This is a genomic window from uncultured Lacinutrix sp., from assembly GCF_947500605.1.
Lineage (GTDB): Bacteria > Bacteroidota > Bacteroidia > Flavobacteriales > Flavobacteriaceae > Lacinutrix.
Genome location: NZ_CANMSJ010000001.1, coordinates 248,496 through 265,163 on the forward strand (window position 1 = coordinate 248,496; position 16,668 = coordinate 265,163).

General features: G+C 31.3%; 14 protein-coding genes. 3 read left to right on the forward strand and 11 right to left on the reverse strand.

Going from position 1 to position 16,668, the window contains the following annotated elements; translation table 11 throughout:
• Nucleotides 1-16: 16 nt before the first annotated feature.
• From Q0935_RS01135 to Q0935_RS01180, 10 genes are all read right to left on the reverse strand, one after another.
• The gene (locus Q0935_RS01135) at nucleotides 17-2,620 is read right to left on the reverse strand and encodes a PorP/SprF family type IX secretion system membrane protein (RefSeq protein WP_299381656.1); all 2,604 of its coding nucleotides are present in this window, start codon (nucleotides 2,618-2,620) and stop codon (nucleotides 17-19) included.
• Nucleotide 2,621: 1 nt separating this feature from the next.
• Entirely contained in the window at nucleotides 2,622-4,085 is a 1,464-nt protein-coding gene (locus Q0935_RS01140; protein ID WP_299381660.1) for a gliding motility-associated C-terminal domain-containing protein, read from the reverse strand.
• A gap of 106 nt (nucleotides 4,086-4,191) precedes the next feature.
• On the reverse strand, nucleotides 4,192-5,490 hold the full coding sequence (locus Q0935_RS01145; RefSeq protein WP_299381663.1) for a hypothetical protein: 1,299 nt from the start codon (nucleotides 5,488-5,490) through the stop codon (nucleotides 4,192-4,194).
• A 265-nt stretch (nucleotides 5,491-5,755) separates the two neighbouring features.
• Complete coding sequence (locus Q0935_RS01150; RefSeq protein ID WP_299381666.1) at nucleotides 5,756-6,208, reverse strand: hypothetical protein; 453 nt, start codon at nucleotides 6,206-6,208, stop codon at nucleotides 5,756-5,758.
• A gap of 380 nt (nucleotides 6,209-6,588) precedes the next feature.
• The gene (locus Q0935_RS01155; protein WP_299381669.1) at nucleotides 6,589-7,395 is read right to left on the reverse strand and encodes a type 1 glutamine amidotransferase domain-containing protein; all 807 of its coding nucleotides are present in this window, start codon (nucleotides 7,393-7,395) and stop codon (nucleotides 6,589-6,591) included.
• Nucleotides 7,396-7,618: 223 nt separating this feature from the next.
• The gene (locus Q0935_RS01160; RefSeq protein WP_299381672.1) at nucleotides 7,619-8,779 is read right to left on the reverse strand and encodes an iron-containing alcohol dehydrogenase; all 1,161 of its coding nucleotides are present in this window, start codon (nucleotides 8,777-8,779) and stop codon (nucleotides 7,619-7,621) included.
• Between the two features lie 28 nt (nucleotides 8,780-8,807).
• Nucleotides 8,808-9,803 (reverse strand): NADP-dependent oxidoreductase, encoded by a 996-nt coding sequence (locus Q0935_RS01165; RefSeq protein ID WP_299381675.1) that lies wholly within the window; start codon nucleotides 9,801-9,803, stop codon nucleotides 8,808-8,810.
• Nucleotides 9,804-9,814: 11 nt separating this feature from the next.
• Complete coding sequence (locus tag Q0935_RS01170; RefSeq protein WP_299381678.1) at nucleotides 9,815-10,447, reverse strand: NAD(P)H-dependent oxidoreductase; 633 nt, start codon at nucleotides 10,445-10,447, stop codon at nucleotides 9,815-9,817.
• Nucleotides 10,448-10,455: 8 nt separating this feature from the next.
• Complete coding sequence (locus Q0935_RS01175; RefSeq protein WP_299247909.1) at nucleotides 10,456-11,121, reverse strand: NAD(P)H-binding protein; 666 nt, start codon at nucleotides 11,119-11,121, stop codon at nucleotides 10,456-10,458.
• Nucleotide 11,122: 1 nt separating this feature from the next.
• Nucleotides 11,123-11,707 carry a TetR/AcrR family transcriptional regulator gene (locus Q0935_RS01180; RefSeq protein WP_299247906.1) on the reverse strand — a complete coding sequence of 195 codons (585 nt, stop codon included), beginning with the start codon at nucleotides 11,705-11,707 and terminating at the stop codon, nucleotides 11,123-11,125.
• A gap of 427 nt (nucleotides 11,708-12,134) precedes the next feature.
• Between Q0935_RS01180 and Q0935_RS01185 the strand changes: the two genes are divergently transcribed.
• From Q0935_RS01185 to Q0935_RS01195, 3 genes are all read left to right on the forward strand, one after another.
• Nucleotides 12,135-13,997: an OmpA family protein gene (locus Q0935_RS01185; protein WP_299381681.1), complete on the forward strand. Its 1,863-nt coding sequence runs from the start codon at nucleotides 12,135-12,137 to the stop codon at nucleotides 13,995-13,997.
• Between the two features lie 260 nt (nucleotides 13,998-14,257).
• Nucleotides 14,258-14,815 carry a porin family protein gene (locus Q0935_RS01190; RefSeq protein WP_299381684.1) on the forward strand — a complete coding sequence of 186 codons (558 nt, stop codon included), beginning with the start codon at nucleotides 14,258-14,260 and terminating at the stop codon, nucleotides 14,813-14,815.
• A 187-nt stretch (nucleotides 14,816-15,002) separates the two neighbouring features.
• Nucleotides 15,003-16,007, forward strand: a complete 1,005-nt coding sequence (locus tag Q0935_RS01195) for an LLM class flavin-dependent oxidoreductase (protein WP_299381687.1) — start codon at nucleotides 15,003-15,005, stop codon at nucleotides 16,005-16,007.
• A gap of 4 nt (nucleotides 16,008-16,011) precedes the next feature.
• Here Q0935_RS01195 and Q0935_RS01200 read toward each other — a convergent pair whose 3' ends face one another.
• Nucleotides 16,012-16,656: a thiamine phosphate synthase gene (locus Q0935_RS01200; protein ID WP_299381690.1), complete on the reverse strand. Its 645-nt coding sequence runs from the start codon at nucleotides 16,654-16,656 to the stop codon at nucleotides 16,012-16,014.
• Nucleotides 16,657-16,668: the final 12 nt, after the last annotated feature.

Sequence of the window (16,668 nt, forward strand, 5' to 3'; positions counted from 1 at the left end):
TAAAAAGTACAATTAATTAATTTTCTATTTTTACTATTGACATGTTAATATTATATATTTGATTTCCCTTAGCGTTTAGGGCATTGTTAGCGTCTTGTATATTGTCGAATTTAGCGTAGTAGATGTAATATTTACTAGAATTAATATCGTAGAAAAAATTAACATCTGTAAAACCAGATTGGACAACCTTTGTTAAAAAGGCATTACGTTTATTTACATCACTATGTACAGCTAATACTAAATAGTATCCACTTTCTACATTTTTAACGTTCTCTAAAATTTGAATATTATCACTTTGTTCTTCTCCAAAATCGAAATCATCTACCGTTAATGGATCTGCACTTTTAACCGTATTCTCTATTATACGTTTTAATGCATCTCTATCTTGTGTATAACGCTCGTCTTCATTATCGAAGGCAGCACGTTTAATTCTTCTTCTGCGTTCAAACTCTGTAGAAACATTAATATCCTCTAGTTTTCTATCTAATTTGTTTTTAGCTTTTATAGCTTCCTTTTGTTCAGACTCTAAGCGTTTTATAGTTTTTTTGTAGTAAAGTTCAACATTATCTAACATTATAACACCAGATTCTTTACTATCTTCTTCTAACTTCTTTAAAGCTTTAATTTCTTCGTTTCTAGTTTTAATAACCTTTTCTAAATCAGATTTAATTGCATTTAAAGCATTGTTTTCTTCACTTATACTTTTAAAAGGTTTTGGTTTAACGGTAATACCTTGTTCACTTAAATCGTTTTCTTCTTTTAAATCTTGAAGATCTTTATTTTTAATTTCTACTATATCATCAAATCTTTGTAGCAATTCACTTTGAGTTGTTTTAGATTTTTCAGTTTGTTTAGTAATACTAAGTATTGCTTCTCCAAGTTTATCAGTAGGTGTAAATTCTTGTTCTTGTTTAGCTTTTTGTTCAGCTAATAGTGCTGCTTGAGCATCAGCATCTTCTTTAGCTTTTTGCTCTGCTAATAGTGCTGCTTGAGCATCAGCATCTTCTTTAGCTTTTTGCTCTGCTAATAGTGCTGCTTGAGCATCAGCTTCTTGTTTAGCTTTTTGTTCTGCTAATAGTGCTATTTGAGCATCAGCTTCTTCTTTAGCCTTTTGTTCTGCTAATAGTGCCGCTTGAGCATCAGCATCTTCTTTAGCTTTTTGTTCTGCTAATAGTGTAGCTTGAGCATCAGCTTCTTCTTTAGCTTTTTGTTCTGCTAATAGTATTGCTTGAGCATCAGCTTCTTCTTTAGCTTTTTGTTCAGCTAATAGTGCTGCTTGAGCATCAGCTTCTTCTTTAGCTTTTTGTTCAGCTAATAGTGCTGCTTGAGCATCAGCTTCATCTTTAGCCTTTTGTTCTGCTAATAGTGTAGCTTGAGCATCTGCATCTTCTTTAGCTTTTTGTTCTGCTAATAGTATTGCTTGAGCATCAGCTTCTTCTTTAGCCTTTTGTTCAGCCAATAGTGCTGCTTGAGCATCAGCTTCTTCTTTAGCTTTTTGTTCAGCTAATAGTATTGCTTGAGCATCAGCTTCCTCTTTAGCCTTTTGTTCAGCTAATAGTGTCGCTTGAGCATCAGCATCTTCTTTAGCTTTTTGTTCAGAGACTACTTTTTTATCGTTTTGAATTCTTGTTATTTTCTTCTTCTTACGTTTTCTATTATTTCCTGAAATTAGACTACTAACTTCGTCACCACCGCTATATCTATAGTTTTCGGTGTTTTTAAATCTATAAGCTAATGAAATTTCATGAGAGGTTTCAAATAATGATAAATCACCTATTGCTTTTTCAAAATTATATTCAATAGCAATTTGAGGAGAAATATTAAGACCTAAACCAGCAGATGCACCATAAATAGAGTTATAGCCAGCTTGTGCCCAAATACCTTTAGGAATGGTAAGCATTATTATGGCTGAAACAATAGTTTCGTCTTTTTTAAATTCTGATTTTACTAAAGTTGTAAATTTACTTTCGTCGAAAAAACCTCTTGACGTTAAGTATCCTGTATACATAATATGGCCTTGTACGCCTTGTTCAGGATTATCTTCGACAACGTTAGAAGATTGAAAATTATAAGCGACTATGTTTTTTAGAGAGACACCAAAATCAAAAAAGCCAGTTCCATAATTAATACCAGGATTTACAGTAGCTAAAAAGTTTTCTGGAACATTTTCAATAGAAAGGTCATCGAAATTTGTAATTAGACTTCCTGTATTTAATCCGCTTTTATAAGCTCCTATATTAAGTCCGAAAGTAAGGTTGCTGTCTCTAGCTAATCTTATATTGTAAGCAAAATTTAAAACACCACCAAAAGTGGTTAATACACCATAGTTTTGTTGAAAAACTCCAACTCCGGCACCTATATTTTCTCCAAAACGTCCCGAATAACTCGCTAAATAAGTAGTAGGAGCATCGTCAAACTGTACCCATTCTCGTTTATTAGAAACACTTATGTATTTGTTTTGTTCGCGTACAAAACTAAAGGTTGGATTTATATTAAAACGGTTAAATGTTATTGAATTTCTTATAGGAAGGTTAAACGCAACAACACCATCATTCTCTTGAGAATAAAACATCTGAATTGAACAGAAGCATAATACTAAAACAAGAAGTTGTTTTTTCATATTATTTTATTGTTGTTATTGAGCCTTTTAGCACTTGATTATCAGAGGTCGTAATTACATAGTAAAAGACCTGATTTACGCTAGTGAGATTTAAATTGTTTTCAGGAAAATTATTTTGGTAATCGTTAGTTTGTAAAACGACTATTCCGCGATTGTTTAATATTGTTATTTTTGTATTAGATCCTGTTACATACTTTGTAGGTAATACCCAAGTATCGTTTACATTATCGCCATTAGGACTAATAAGGTTTGGTATTTTTTCTACATCAGGAAAAGGATCGTATGCTTCTATAATTTCAAATAAGAATGTTCTAGAAGCCGTACAGCCTGAAGTTTCAGTAACAATAACTTTATAATTCCCAAAATCTGTGGCTTCAAAATTGTCATCAATAGCATCAGAAATTAAAACATTATCTAAATACCATTCAAATTGCGGATTGTTGGCAGTATTAGAAATGATTACCGATAGAAAGTCTCCTTCTTCAATAGTATTTGTTTCATCTACATTAATAGAAGCTTCAAAAAGTTCACTTTGTAATATAATAGTTCCGGAAGCTGAACAGTTTCCTAAGTCTACTTGAACGGCATAAGTACCAGACTCTATTGTTTCATACATTTGATTGGTTGCGTTAGGAATACTAACTCCATCTTTAAACCATTGATAGCTGTTTCCACTAATTGTACTTAAAACTGTTGCACCTTGATCTGGACAAAAAACAGGTCCTAAACTTGATGATATACCAGCATCTGCTTCACCAGAGCTAACAGAACTAATAGTTACACGATTAGAAAAAGAGTTAGATGTACAGGTACCATAATTAGTCTCTACAAAATAAGTACCTTCTTGATTAACAGTAAGTGATGAGCCTTCAGACACAAAAACAGAAGTTGTAGGACTCGTTTCTTTATACCATTTATAGGTAAGTGACGGATAGTTTAATGGAGAATCGTTATTACCAGAGCCTGGATTATCTATTGTTAGCAAATAGCTACCACCAATACAATAGACTCCAGTTGAAACTAAGTTGTTTATTGTAAAAGGTGAATCTTGTATTTTATAATAAGCTGGAAAAGAAATAGAACTAGTGCTAGTAGCAGCAGGAGCGCTACTTTTTATACGAATTTTATAATTCTCGCCAGCAGTGTTGTCTGGTAGTGAAAAATCTAGTGTTGCAGGAGAAGTGGTAACACTTCCTGCATTAGATGCAAATACTGTAGTTGGGTTTGAAAAATCGCCATTAGCATCTGATAGTTCAATAGAAAATTGATTAGATGAATTTAATCCGCTTTCTGGTGAAAAAACAAAAGTAGTAGAGTAGGTGTTAAAAGCGTCACTTGCGCATGCTTGAGTAAAACCTAAATTAGGAGTTCCTATTACTATTTGTGAATTTACTTTTTGTAAGGATACAAGAATTAAAAAACAGAGTAATAAAAATGGTTTGTATATTGAGTTGCTGGTTTGCATTTGGTTGGTTGGTTGTAATCTTTTGTCCTAATAGCCTATTGTTTTTGTTTAATATGGGAATTTTGCCTTTTAAGTTTTATTTAAAAGGTGGTGTTTTAGTATTTATCTATTCGTTTCTAGATGCAACAATGCGATTAATTCTTAATCTGTAGTCTGGACGACTAGAACTTTTGGCATCTATAAAAGTTTCAGAATCAGGACCTTTTGAGTATACATTGTTAAAAGAACTACTACCATACCAATTTTCTAAATCGTCATTATTGTTACGATATTTGGTAAAAATGTTTCCATTACAATTATTAAAATAATTACGAGTAAATACTAGTTTATTAAGATTATCATTATTTATTTTAATAGTGTTATCCAATATTACAGCTGGATTAAAACCAGAAATCACACTTTTATCTATTGTAAAAGAAACTTCATCTCCAATATAAATTGCCTCGTTTACTAAGCCAATTTTAATATCGTAATCTAAATCGCTACTAATATTAATTAATGTAAGGTTACTAGCTTCTACTGTTGTTGCTGTTTTGGTTAGGTCTGTACTTTCTAATGAATCATGATTTAATACATATAAACATCTTGATGACTCTGCTTTAGATACGTAAGGAGATTTAATAGCTAAAGAATTTGTTATTTTACATTGAGCACCATAGTTTACATTATAATCGTTACTACTCGATTTGTAAGACACAAATTTGTTTAAAGTAACTTCTCCACCATAAACAGCTACCGAGTTACCTTCGCAAAAGGTTATCATAACATTTTCAAAAGATGTTTCGCTACCAACACCAGCTAAGGTAAGAGCATTAAAATAACCATGGTTTTTGGTTCTTTTTCCAGCATACTCTATTCTAACGTAGTTTAAAATACCCGAATTACTTTCTGGATTATCACCACCATAACTAATGTTTTTGTTATCGTTTGCATTTAAACCGTAATTTAAAATAGTATTGCTATCGGTTGTATTAGTTGGTGCGTTTCCTAATATAAAAAGGCCTCCCCAATCTCCAGGTTTTTTTAAACTTCGGTTTGAAGTAAAAATAATTGGATCTGTACTTTTACCTTCTGCAATTATTGTTGATCCATTGCTTATAGTAAGAGAGCCTTTAGTTTTAAAGTCTCCCATTATTACTGTTCCTGGTTCAATTACTAATGTTGTACTATCTGTAACAAAAACATCGCCAAGTAATAGGTAAGTATCGCTTTTATATAACTTTGTATCTTTAGTTATAGCTCCACTAAGTATTTGGGTTGGTTTTGCGTATTTAGCTTTATTTGGTTTAAAATCGGTCCAATGATCTAGCCAATTTTTAAAACCTATAATTCCTTTTTCTTGTTGAGCGAACGTACTACTTAACGTAACAAATAAAAGTAGAGTGGTTAGTGTAATTTTTTTCATGAAGCTTAAATTTATTTATAGATTATTGAGGTAATAATTTACTCTTCAAATATATGAGTAATTCACGTTAAGTGCAAATAATATCGATAAAATGCATGCAATAATATGGTTTGTATATTTTTTCTTACATATTTAGCAAGATTAAAACAAATGGATGAGTTTATTACTAGTAACAAATTGATAATAAATCTTATATGGTAAAAAAAACAAAAAGTCCCTAATAAATTAGTAAGGACTTTTTTAATAATTATAAATTAAATAATTACTATTCTGCTTTAAAATCGTTGTAGGTGTGAAGTGATTTTAATGTTTCTTCATAAAATAATATAGCAGCTATAAGATCTCTAGAATCTGAATATGGTAATATTGATTTCTGAAATTCTACTGTACTATCAAAATATTCAGTAGATGCTTGAAGATTTGCTTCTAATGCTTTTATATTTTCTTTTGTTTCAGGAATTCCTAAAGAAGCCATAGTAACATTAGGCTTAGTTGCAAATGCAATATTTGGTAAAATATTTACAATCACTTCAATACGTTGTATATATAAGGTAAGTAAATCTCCTTTTGAAAAATTTCTCAATTCATCAAGAGTATGGTATTTACTAATGCTTACTTTTCCATCAATTAATTTAAGAGACTTTTTCTTGTTTTGTGCGAAACCTATACTAAGTGTCATAAAAAAAATAAGAGTAAGGAGTGTAGTTTTTGCTTTCATTTTTGGCTATTAATTATATAAATATTTAACAAATCTATATAAATAAATGAAAAAAACAACTCATTTGCGACTTTTTTTTAAAGATTTTCATCAAGATAAAATGTATTTTTATCAGATAAAAGGTATATACATTGGATAAAAAGCGTATTTGTTCGTTAAAATGCTGGTTGAGAAATTTTAAATATTTAGCGATAAAGAGGTTCTAAATTTAAATATTTAGAGCATTAATAAGTATTTTATTATTTTTAGTGGTGTAATTAATATGTGGAGATAGTTCTAGTTTTTAATATTACTATTCTAAAAAAGAAGTTTATTTCTTTAATAAAAAAAGGTTGCCCAAATTGGACAACCTTTTTTATACTATATAATAGTGGCTATAATTATTTTAAACTTTCTAATAGTTTTTCTGCTACTAACTCAGACGATGCTGGATTCTGTCCAGTAATTAAATTACCATCTTGAATAGCGTAAGCTGCCCAGTCTTCTTTTTTAGAATAGATTCCTCCATTTTCGTTTAACATGTCTTCTACTAAAAATGGTACAACATCTGTTAATCCAACAGCTGCTTCTTCAGTATTAGTAAATCCTGTTACTTTTTTACCTTTTACTAGAGGTGTTCCATCTGCATTTTTAACACCTTTTAAAGCTGCAGGTGCATGACATACAAATGCTACTGGTTTATCTTGTGTGTTAAATTTTTCGATTAATGCAATAGAAGTAACATCGTTTGCTAAATCCCATAATGGTCCGTGACCACCTGGATAGAATACTGCATCAAAATCGTCAGCATTCATATTGGATAATTTATTAGTGTTTGCAATTTTAGATTTAGCATCTGCATCTTTATTAAAACGCTCTGTTGCTTCTGTAGCTGCATCTGGAGAATCGCTACTTGGATCTATTGGTGCAGCACCTCCATTTGGAGTAGCGATAGTAATATCAGCACCTTTGTCTAATAATGAGTAATATGGACTAGCAAATTCTTCAACCCAAAATCCTGTTTTTTTTCCTGTATCTCCTAATTTATCGTGAGATGTTAATACAAATAATACTTTCATATCTTTTTCTTTTTTTAATTCTGTTTTTATTTCTGAAACGTTTTCAGAAACTGTTTCGCTTTTTGTGTCTTTACAACTTGATGCTGTAACGATGGTAAGCGTTAATGCTAATGTTTTAATTAAATTCATTTAAATAATGGTCAATCTTTTTTGACTACTTACATCAGTTTTGAATACAGTCGAAAACCTAAACACTTATGCTTTTATAGCATATAGACTGTACCCAATGTTACAATTGTTATAAGATACTCTTTTTAACTTTAATTACTTTTGCCATTCTGAGTGCAATCGAAAACCCTTAAAAATTTTGCCTTTATAGCAATTCGACCACACTCATTGTGACATTTTATAATTAGTAAGCCATTTTTACTATTTTTTCAACCTTGTCTGGAGATAATGTTTGGTGTTCACCTAAACCTGTCCAACCACGATCTGTAAAACGTTTTGAGATTTCCTCAGCAGTTCCTTCGTAATCTTTAGTATAGTCTGATAGTTTAGTATCTATACCTAATTCATGGAAAAAATCTACAGTTTTTTCAATTGCAGCATAGGCTTTATCATCTATACTACCTTCTGTAATGTTCCAAACACGTTCACCGTATTGTGCTAATTTTTCTTTTTTATCTTCAAAATTAAACTTGTAATGACTTGGTGCAATTACAGCTAATGTACGTGCATGATCAATACCAAATAAAGCAGTTAACTCATGACCAATAGCGTGTACAGCCCAATCACCAGGAACTCCTTTTTGTATTAATCCGTTTAATGCCATTGTACAACTCCACATAAAGTTAGATGCCGCCTTATAATCTGTAGGATCTTTTATAACAGTTGGTGCAACTTCTACTAAAGTTTGTAAAATGCTTTCTGCAAAACGATCTTGTAATATGGCTCCAATTGGATACGTCATGTATTGCTCTAAGACGTGCGTAAAAGCATCTGTTAAACCATTTGCTAATTGACGTTGTGGAATAGAAGTAATTACTTGAGGATCTAAAATTGAAAATTCAGGAAATAAACCAGGTCCGCCCATAGCCAATTTTTCTTTAGTTTCTGCTCTAGTGATTACTGCTCCAGAATTCATTTCAGATCCTGTAGCTGGTAATGTTAAAACAGTTCCAAAAGGCATTCCTTTTTCAGTTCTAATATTTTTAGTTAAAATATCCCAAGGTGTATCACCATCAAATAAAGCTGCGGCAGATAAAAATTTAGTGCCATCAATTACAGAACCACCTCCAACGGCTAATAAATAGGTAATGTTTTGGTCTTTAATTACTTTTAAAGCTTCTATTAGTACTGAGTACTCTGGATTTGCAGGAATACCACCAAACTCAACAACTTCAACATTTGCTAGTGCCGTTTTTACTTGGTCGTAAATTCCGTTTTTCTTAATACTTCCTCCACCGTAAAGTAATAATACTTTAGCATCTTGAGGTATTTCTTCTTTTACTTTTTCTATTGTATCCTTTCCAAAAATAATTTTGGTTGGGTTTTTAAAATCAAAATTGTTCATCTTCTTTTCTTTTTTAAATTATTAAAATCTAAATTTTCACTATCATTTTTCCTTTGTTTTTACCTTCGAATAAATCGATAAAAGCAGTTGGAATATTATCGAAACCTTCAACTATAGTTTCTGTGTATTTTAATTTACCTTCAGCTAACCAACCTGATAATTGTTGCATCGCTTCTGGAAATTTATCAGCATAATTAGAGACTATAAATCCTTGCATTAAAGCACTGTTTTTTACCAAGAAAGGCTGTACACTTACACCTGTTGGTGTTTCAGTATCATTATAAACAGAAATTGCACCGCAAATAATTATTCTAGCAAAATGGTTTATATTGAATAAAACGGCATCAGAAATTGGTCCGCCAACATTATCAAAATAAACATCGACACCGTTTGGAGCTAGTCTTTTTATGTCGGCATTTATATCCTTACTTGTATTGTAATTAATACCAGCATCGAAACCAAACTTGTCTTTAAGCATGTCGATTTTCTCATCGGTTCCAGCAATACCTATAACATGAAGTCCTAAGATTTTTGCTATTTGACCAACAACACTACCAACAGCGCCAGCAGCACCAGAAACAACAATAGTTTCTCCTGCTTTAGGTTTACCAATTTGCGTTAAACCTAAGTATGCTGTTAATCCTGTCATCCCTAAAACACCTAAATAAGTACTTAAAGGCGCTTTAGAACCGTCTACTTTATTTAAGCCTTCGCCATTAGATACTTGTTGTGTAGACCAGTTTAGCATACCGGCAACAAAATCTCCCTCAGTAAATTTTTCATTTTTTGAAGCAACAACCTTCGCAACAACTCCAGATTGTACTGGCTCATTTAATTGAAAAGGAGGGACGTAAGATTTTGCATCGCTCATTCTTCCTCTTAAATAAGGATCTACAGAAACATAAGCAGCTTCTAAAAGAATTTCTCCTTCAGAAATTGAAAGTTCTTTATCTTCAGTAACAAATTCGAAATTTGAAACTGTAGGTTTTCCTACTGGTCTATTATTTAATAAAATTGTCTTCATTTTAATTGTTTTTAGTCTATTACAGTTACTAATTCTTCCATAGGTTTTCTAACCTTTACAAGATTTACTAACCAATCTGCATCTTCTTTTCTATAACCAATTGGTAGCATTACAGCACTACGTAATCCTTTTTCGCGTAATCCTAATATTTCATCTACAGCGTCTGGTTCAAAACCTTCTAAAGGAGTTGCATCAACACCTTCAAAAGCAGCAGCAGTTAAAGCTTCGGTAAAAGCAATGTATGCTTGTTTTGCAGCGTGGTTAAAGTTTTCTTCTGGATCTTTTTGTGGGTACATACCTAATAACATTTGGCGGTAATTTTCCCATCCTTCGTTTTCAAATCCACGAATTTCGTTTGTTAAATCGAACATATGGTTAATACGCTCTGGTGTGTAAGTATCCCAAGCAGCAAATACAAGTAGGTGAGAACAGTCTGTAATTACAGTTTGGTTCCAAGCTACAGGTTTAATTTGTTCTTTTATATCTTGATTTTTTACTACAAAAATCTCAAAAGGCTGTAAACCACTAGAAGTTGGAGCTAAACGAGCAGCTTCTAAAATACGTTCTACTTTATCTTCTGCAACTTTTTCGCCATTCATAGCTTTTGCTGCATATCTCCACTTTAATTTTTCTAATAATTCCATATATTTTTTTATTTATTTTTTGTTATTCTTTTTATGTCGTTTGAAGTAATAATGTCGTCAACATAGCTAGTGCTATTTGCTAAATTTATCATGGCTTGAGCCATGTTTTCAGGTTCTGTTATTTTGTATTGCTTAAGACTACCTATAAATAAAGGTTGAATGATTTTGAAAATGGTTAATCCTATTTTTTCTAGTGTACGCTGTTCTTCTCGTTCACCACCAATTAAAGATGGTCTAAAAATAAAGGTGTTTTTAATGTTCTGTTTTTTAACATCACGTTCCATTTCTCCTTTTGTTTTGTTATAAAATACAGCGCTATTTGCGTTTGCACCTAATGCTGAAACCACTAGAAATGTATTAATATTATTTTCCTTTGAAAGCTTTGCAGCGGTTATAGGAATCCCATAATCAATTTGTTTGTACTTCTCTTTATCGGGTGTTTTTGATTTGGTTGTACCAATACAGCAGTATACTTCGTCTGCTTTAAAATCTTCTTTAAATTGTTCTAATTCTAAAAGGTTTCCAATAAACTGTGAGACTTTACTAGGTAAGTTTTCAATTTTTGAACGCGAAAATAATTTGATGCTTTCATATCTATCATCTTCAATTAGTTTTTTAAGTAATATATTACCAGTTAATCCAGTTGCTCCTAATATTATTGCTGTTTTCTTCATATTATTTACAAACTTTTATACTGCTCCAAGCAGATTGATATGCTTCTTCTAAATGCGTTACATCTAATTGAAAAGAACCACGTTTTTGTGCTATCATTAAAAATGATAACGGATTTATTGAATATGCATATAATAGATAATCTGACATTGGTTTAATAATGCCTTCCTTCCTACCACGAGTCCAAAGGTCGAGTAGTGGTTGTAAGTGTTTAATACCTTGTTGCCTACTAAGTTCATCAATCATTGGTGTATTATCACACTGTGCTAAAAACATTGCGTTTTCACATTCTTTAAGTTTAAAGTCTGCTATACGTTTCCAAATAAGTTCAAATCCTTTTTCAACTGGCAAATTTGTATCAAAATCCTTAAAAGCATATTTTGTGTATTCTGCTTTAACATCTATATAAGTTTGATTTACTAAATCTTGTTTGTTTTCAAAATATAAATAAATAGTAGCAGGAGAGACATTTGCCATCTTTGCTATTTTACTCATGGGTGTAGCATGAAAACCATTATTATTAACCAACTCGATAGTTGCTTTAACTAATGCGTTTCTTTTGTCTATGCTTTTTTGAAGTTTTGCCATTAAATTGATAATTATCGTACAAAGATATGTAAAAATGAACGTTCATTCTTTTTTTTAACAAAAGTTTAATTTACTTATTAAAAGCAAACTTGTTATAAGCCTAAAATTTTTCTATTTATCGAAGAGTCTTTAGTAGAAAAGATAAATTTTAACATAATTTTAAAAATTGCTTAAGTCGTAATTAATCTCTTAAAAGCTAATATTTTAAGCATGAAAAATGTAGAAAAATAAAGAATTGACAAATTAATTAGCTTAGTTGTGATAAATCTTCAAAACAGATATTTGTCATTTATTTTAAGATGATTAAATTTCATTAGATATAAGTCAATTCTTACTTATTTATGTTGTTATTTTGCACTCCTTTTTAAAAAAATCACACAAATGATTATTAAAAGGGAGAAAATTATTTAATACATTTTTTAAATTTATGAAACATTATTACAAGATTTTTACATTTACGTTATTATTAACTTTATGTACCCAATTGTCTTTCTCTCAGGAGGATAATTCTAACCGTTGGTCTTTTGAAGCCGGTTTAAGTGCAGTAGACCTTTATCCTGTTGGAGAAAATACTCCACAAGGTGACTATTTTGATGAGTTTTTTAACCTTAACGACCATTATAACATTGGTTATTATGTAGGTGCTACAAGAAACTTTACTAAAAATTTATCTTTATCTGCAAGAGGTACAGTAAATGAAATTAGTAAATGGGGAGATTTAGGTAAAGCTGATGAAAGTGTGTTAGTTGATAACCTTAAATATTATGGACTTGATGCTATGGTAAACTATAGTTTTGGTCAAGGTAAATTACAACCTTTTATTGCAGTAGGTGGTGGTTATACTTGGATTGAAGAAGGACCATTTAATACTTTCTCTAAAACGTCTAATAGTTTAGTTGGTGCAGGTACAGCAAATGGATCTGTAGGAGTTAAGTACTGGGTTAGTGATAAGTTTGGAGTTAATTTACAAACGACTTACAAGCACTCATTCGAAGATTACTTACCTAAACATTGGAATCATAACTTAGGTCTTGTTTACAAATTAAACAAAGAGGAACAAGAAGGAGTAGAAGCTAAAAAAGTAACTTCTACACCAAGCCGTTGGTCTTTTGAAGCAGGTTTAAGTGCTGTAGATGTTTATCCTGTTGGAGAAGATTTACCACAAGGAGATTATTTTGATGAGTATTTCAATTTAAACGATCATTATAACATTGGTTATTATGTTGGTGTTACAAGAGAATTAACAAACAGTTTATCTATAACTGCAAAAGGTACCGTTAACGAACTTAGTAAATGGGGAGATTTAGGTAAAGCTGATGAAAGTGTATTAGTTGATAACCTTAAGTATTATGGACTTGATGGTATGGTAAACTATAGCTTTGGTCAAGGAAAATTACAACCTTTTATTGCTGTAGGTGGTGGTTATACTTGGATTGAAGAAGGACCATACAACACATTCTCTAGTACTTCAAACAGTTTAGTAGGAGCAGGTACTGTAAATGGTTCTGTAGGAGCTAAATACTGGTTTAATGATAAAGTTGGTGTAAATCTACAAACAACATACAAGCACTCTTTCGAGGATTACTTACCAAAACATTGGAATCACAACTTAGGTTTAGTATATAAAATAGGAAGTGAAAAAGAAGAAAAAGTTTCTAACGATAGAGATGGTGATACAGTACCTAATGAATTCGATTTATGTCCAGATACTTTTGGTTTAGTTAGCCTTGGAGGTTGCCCAGATACAGATGGTGATGGAGTTACTGATAAAGATGATTTATGTCCTGAAGTAAAAGGTTTAGTTGAGTTTGGTGGATGTCCTGATACAGATGGAGATGGTTTTCCAGATAACAAAGATAATTGTCCTAAAGTAAAAGGAACAGATAATGGTTGTCCAGTAAAAGTTGTTGAGCCTGCACCAGTTGCAGTTGTTATACCATCAGTTGTAGGACAAAGAAAAGTATACTTTAACTATGATAGCTCTAAGCTTGATGAAAATGCTAAATCTATATTAGATGATATTGCTAAGAACATAAAAGCAGATAAATCTAACTTTAGTATTTCGATTCAAGGTCATGCAGATAGTAGAGGAAGTGATAACTATAACTATAACCTTTCTTTAGTTAGAGCACAAGCTATTAAAGATTACCTTACTTCTAAAAACATAGCAAATAGCTTAATTTCTATTTCTGGTAAAGGAGAAACTGAACCTGTAGCCCCTAATAATACAGAGGCTGGAAGAGCAGCAAACAGAAGAGTAGAGTTAACTATTGACATTACTGCTAAGTAAATTCTAATTTACTTTTTATAAATTGTGCTATCATATTTAATATGGTAGCACTTTTTTTTGTTTATTTTTTTTGTAAAAACTTAAGTGTTTAATATGAATAGAGGCTGCGTTACGAGTAAATAAAGGCCTTAGGAACTATGTAATTACTTGTTTTTTAACACGTTGTTAAAATTGGTTAAAAAAGTTAAAACTAATATAAAGAAGAAATTTAGAAATAGAAAAAGGTATTTATTTGTTGTAATCAACTAAAACAATTTACAATGAAAAAATTATTACTTATTACAGCTATTTCCATTTTTGGATTAACAAAAGCACAAGCTCAAGATGTTGAATTTGGTGCTAAAATTGGAGCAAATTTTTCATCTATTTATGGTGATACAACTGATGATATTGATATGATAACCAGTGTTATTAATTTTGGTGTTTATTCTGAAATATTATTAAGTAAAAAGTTCTCTTTTCAACCAGAAATCATGTACTCTATACAAGGTTTTAGTGTTGGAGATGATATTGTAGCATTAAACTATTTAACCTTACCGTTAATGGGAAAATATTATGTAACTAAAAGTTTAAGTCTTGAGGCTGGACCACAGATTGGTTTTTTACTATCTGCCAAAAATGAAGATATTGATGTAAAAGACAGTTTTAAGTTTATAGATTATGGTGTTAATATTGGATTAGGATATAAACTAGAAAACGGACTAAATTTTGGAGCGAGATATAATTTTGGATTATCTAATATTAATGATGTTCAAGGTTCATCAGATAAGTTTAGAAATGGTGTAGCACAATTAACTATTGGTTATTCCTTTTTGTAGAAAATAACATAGAGTATAAATCAATTTAAAAAGCCTGTACAGTTAATTAACTGTACAGGTTTTTTTTTGTAAAACCAGTAAAATTTAATTAACAAATAATTACATTAAACATATACCGCGTTATGTAACTTTGTGTAAGTAAAAACAACCGTATTAAACTTAATATTACAATTGATTACTGCTAGTTATGGATAAGAAACAAACATTATATTCTATTTTAGATCTTGCTTTAGTATCAAAAGATCATTCACTTAAACAAACTTATAATAACGCTTTAGAATTAGCGCAACAAGCTGAAAGCTTTGGTTACACACGCTATTGGTTGGCAGAACACCATAACTCGGCAAATATTGCTAGTAGCGCAACATCGGTTTTAATAGGTTATGTTGCTCAAGGAACTAAAACATTACGTATAGGTTCAGGTGGTATTATGTTGCCAAATCATTCACCATTAATAGTTGCAGAACAGTTTGGTACGTTAGGTTCTCTATATCCTAATAGAATAGATTTAGGCTTAGGTAGAGCGCCAGGAACAGATAGAGAAACGGCTCAAGCGATAAGATCGGATTTTATGGAAGCTGCACATTCTTTTCCTAATGAATTAGATAAAATACAAACCTATTTTTCTACAGGTAATGCTACTTCTAGAGTTAGAGCAACTGTAGCAGAAGGCGTAGAGGTGCCAATTTATATTTTAGGTTCTAGTACAGATAGTGCACATTTGGCAGCAAAAAAAGGATTGCCTTATGCTTTTGCAAGTCATTTTGCAACAACGCATTTATGGAATGCTTTAGATATTTACCGTAAAGAATTTAAACCATCAAGTGTTTTACAAAAACCTTATGTAATTGCTGGTGTAAATATTATTATAGCAGATACAGATGAAGAAGCCCAGCGCTTATCAACATCGTTAATTAGAATGATTGTTGGTATATTTACAGGAAAACGCGATTTTGTGCAACCTGCAATAGACATGACGGATGAGCTAAAAGAGATTATGCAAAATCCGCAAGTGCATCAAATGTTAAAGTATTCTTTTATAGGAAGTAAAGCAACAGTAAAAGCACAAGTAAAAGCGTTTATGGATCAAACGCAAGCCGATGAACTTATTGCTGTAACTAATATTTATGATATAAAAGACAGAATACGATCTTACAAATTGTTTGCAGAAATAATGAAGGAGTTAAATTAATTTACTACTCAAAAGTATGACGCTGCTCTTGCGTAGAGGATGCGTTTAGTAGTTTGTTAAAAGTTTTTATACTATCAAAATCTTGAGTTATTGCTTTAGAAACTGCAATACCAGAGATTTCTGCTTTTAATAAGTCAGGAACATCTTCTAGAGTTATGCCTCCAAAACCAAGAATTGGCTTAGGCGTTTTTAATACATTTGTAATTGCTGTATAACCTTTTATGCCCAGAGCAGGACTTAAATCATTGTTTGTAACGTCGCTTTTAAACGGGCCTAAATTAATATAATCAATTTCTTTATCTAATAGTGCTTCGCAATCGGCTAAAGTGTTTGCGGCACCTCCAATACTTTGCCAAGAGAACAAGTGCTTTCTTACAAGAGTAGGACAGGAGTCTGTTTTTTCTAAATACACACCATCTGCATTAATCTCTTTTGCTACTTTATAAAAACCACTAATTATTAATCTAGTTTGGTAATGGGTTGTAATTTTTATTGCTTCCTTAGCGATTTTTAATACCTTTTTTTCTGAAGCATTTTCCATACCAAGTCTCACCAATTCTGCACCAGAAGTACATGCCTTTTGTATGTTTTCTAATATTGCTTTTGGTGAATCGCCTTCGGCTATATAATGTAATTTTGGTATAATCATGTTTTAGTATCT

Coding starts and splice junctions, on each gene's coding strand:
- Q0935_RS01160 (WP_299381672.1), bottom strand. CDS start 8,779: ATGAACAATTTTGATTTTAAAAACCCAACCAAAATTATTTTTGGAAAG.
- Q0935_RS01140 (WP_299381660.1), bottom strand. CDS start 4,085: ATGCAAACCAGCAACTCAATATACAAACCATTTTTATTACTCTGTTTT.
- Q0935_RS01135 (WP_299381656.1), bottom strand. CDS start 2,620: ATGAAAAAACAACTTCTTGTTTTAGTATTATGCTTCTGTTCAATTCAG.
- Q0935_RS01195 (WP_299381687.1), top strand. CDS start 15,003: ATGGATAAGAAACAAACATTATATTCTATTTTAGATCTTGCTTTAGTA.
- Q0935_RS01170 (WP_299381678.1), bottom strand. CDS start 10,447: ATGGAATTATTAGAAAAATTAAAGTGGAGATATGCAGCAAAAGCTATG.
- Q0935_RS01175 (WP_299247909.1), bottom strand. CDS start 11,121: ATGAAGAAAACAGCAATAATATTAGGAGCAACTGGATTAACTGGTAAT.
- Q0935_RS01165 (WP_299381675.1), bottom strand. CDS start 9,803: ATGAAGACAATTTTATTAAATAATAGACCAGTAGGAAAACCTACAGTT.
- Q0935_RS01200 (WP_299381690.1), bottom strand. CDS start 16,656: ATGATTATACCAAAATTACATTATATAGCCGAAGGCGATTCACCAAAA.
- Q0935_RS01150 (WP_299381666.1), bottom strand. CDS start 6,208: ATGAAAGCAAAAACTACACTCCTTACTCTTATTTTTTTTATGACACTT.
- Q0935_RS01145 (WP_299381663.1), bottom strand. CDS start 5,490: ATGAAAAAAATTACACTAACCACTCTACTTTTATTTGTTACGTTAAGT.
- Q0935_RS01155 (WP_299381669.1), bottom strand. CDS start 7,395: ATGAATTTAATTAAAACATTAGCATTAACGCTTACCATCGTTACAGCA.
- Q0935_RS01185 (WP_299381681.1), top strand. CDS start 12,135: ATGAAACATTATTACAAGATTTTTACATTTACGTTATTATTAACTTTA.
- Q0935_RS01190 (WP_299381684.1), top strand. CDS start 14,258: ATGAAAAAATTATTACTTATTACAGCTATTTCCATTTTTGGATTAACA.
- Q0935_RS01180 (WP_299247906.1), bottom strand. CDS start 11,707: ATGGCAAAACTTCAAAAAAGCATAGACAAAAGAAACGCATTAGTTAAA.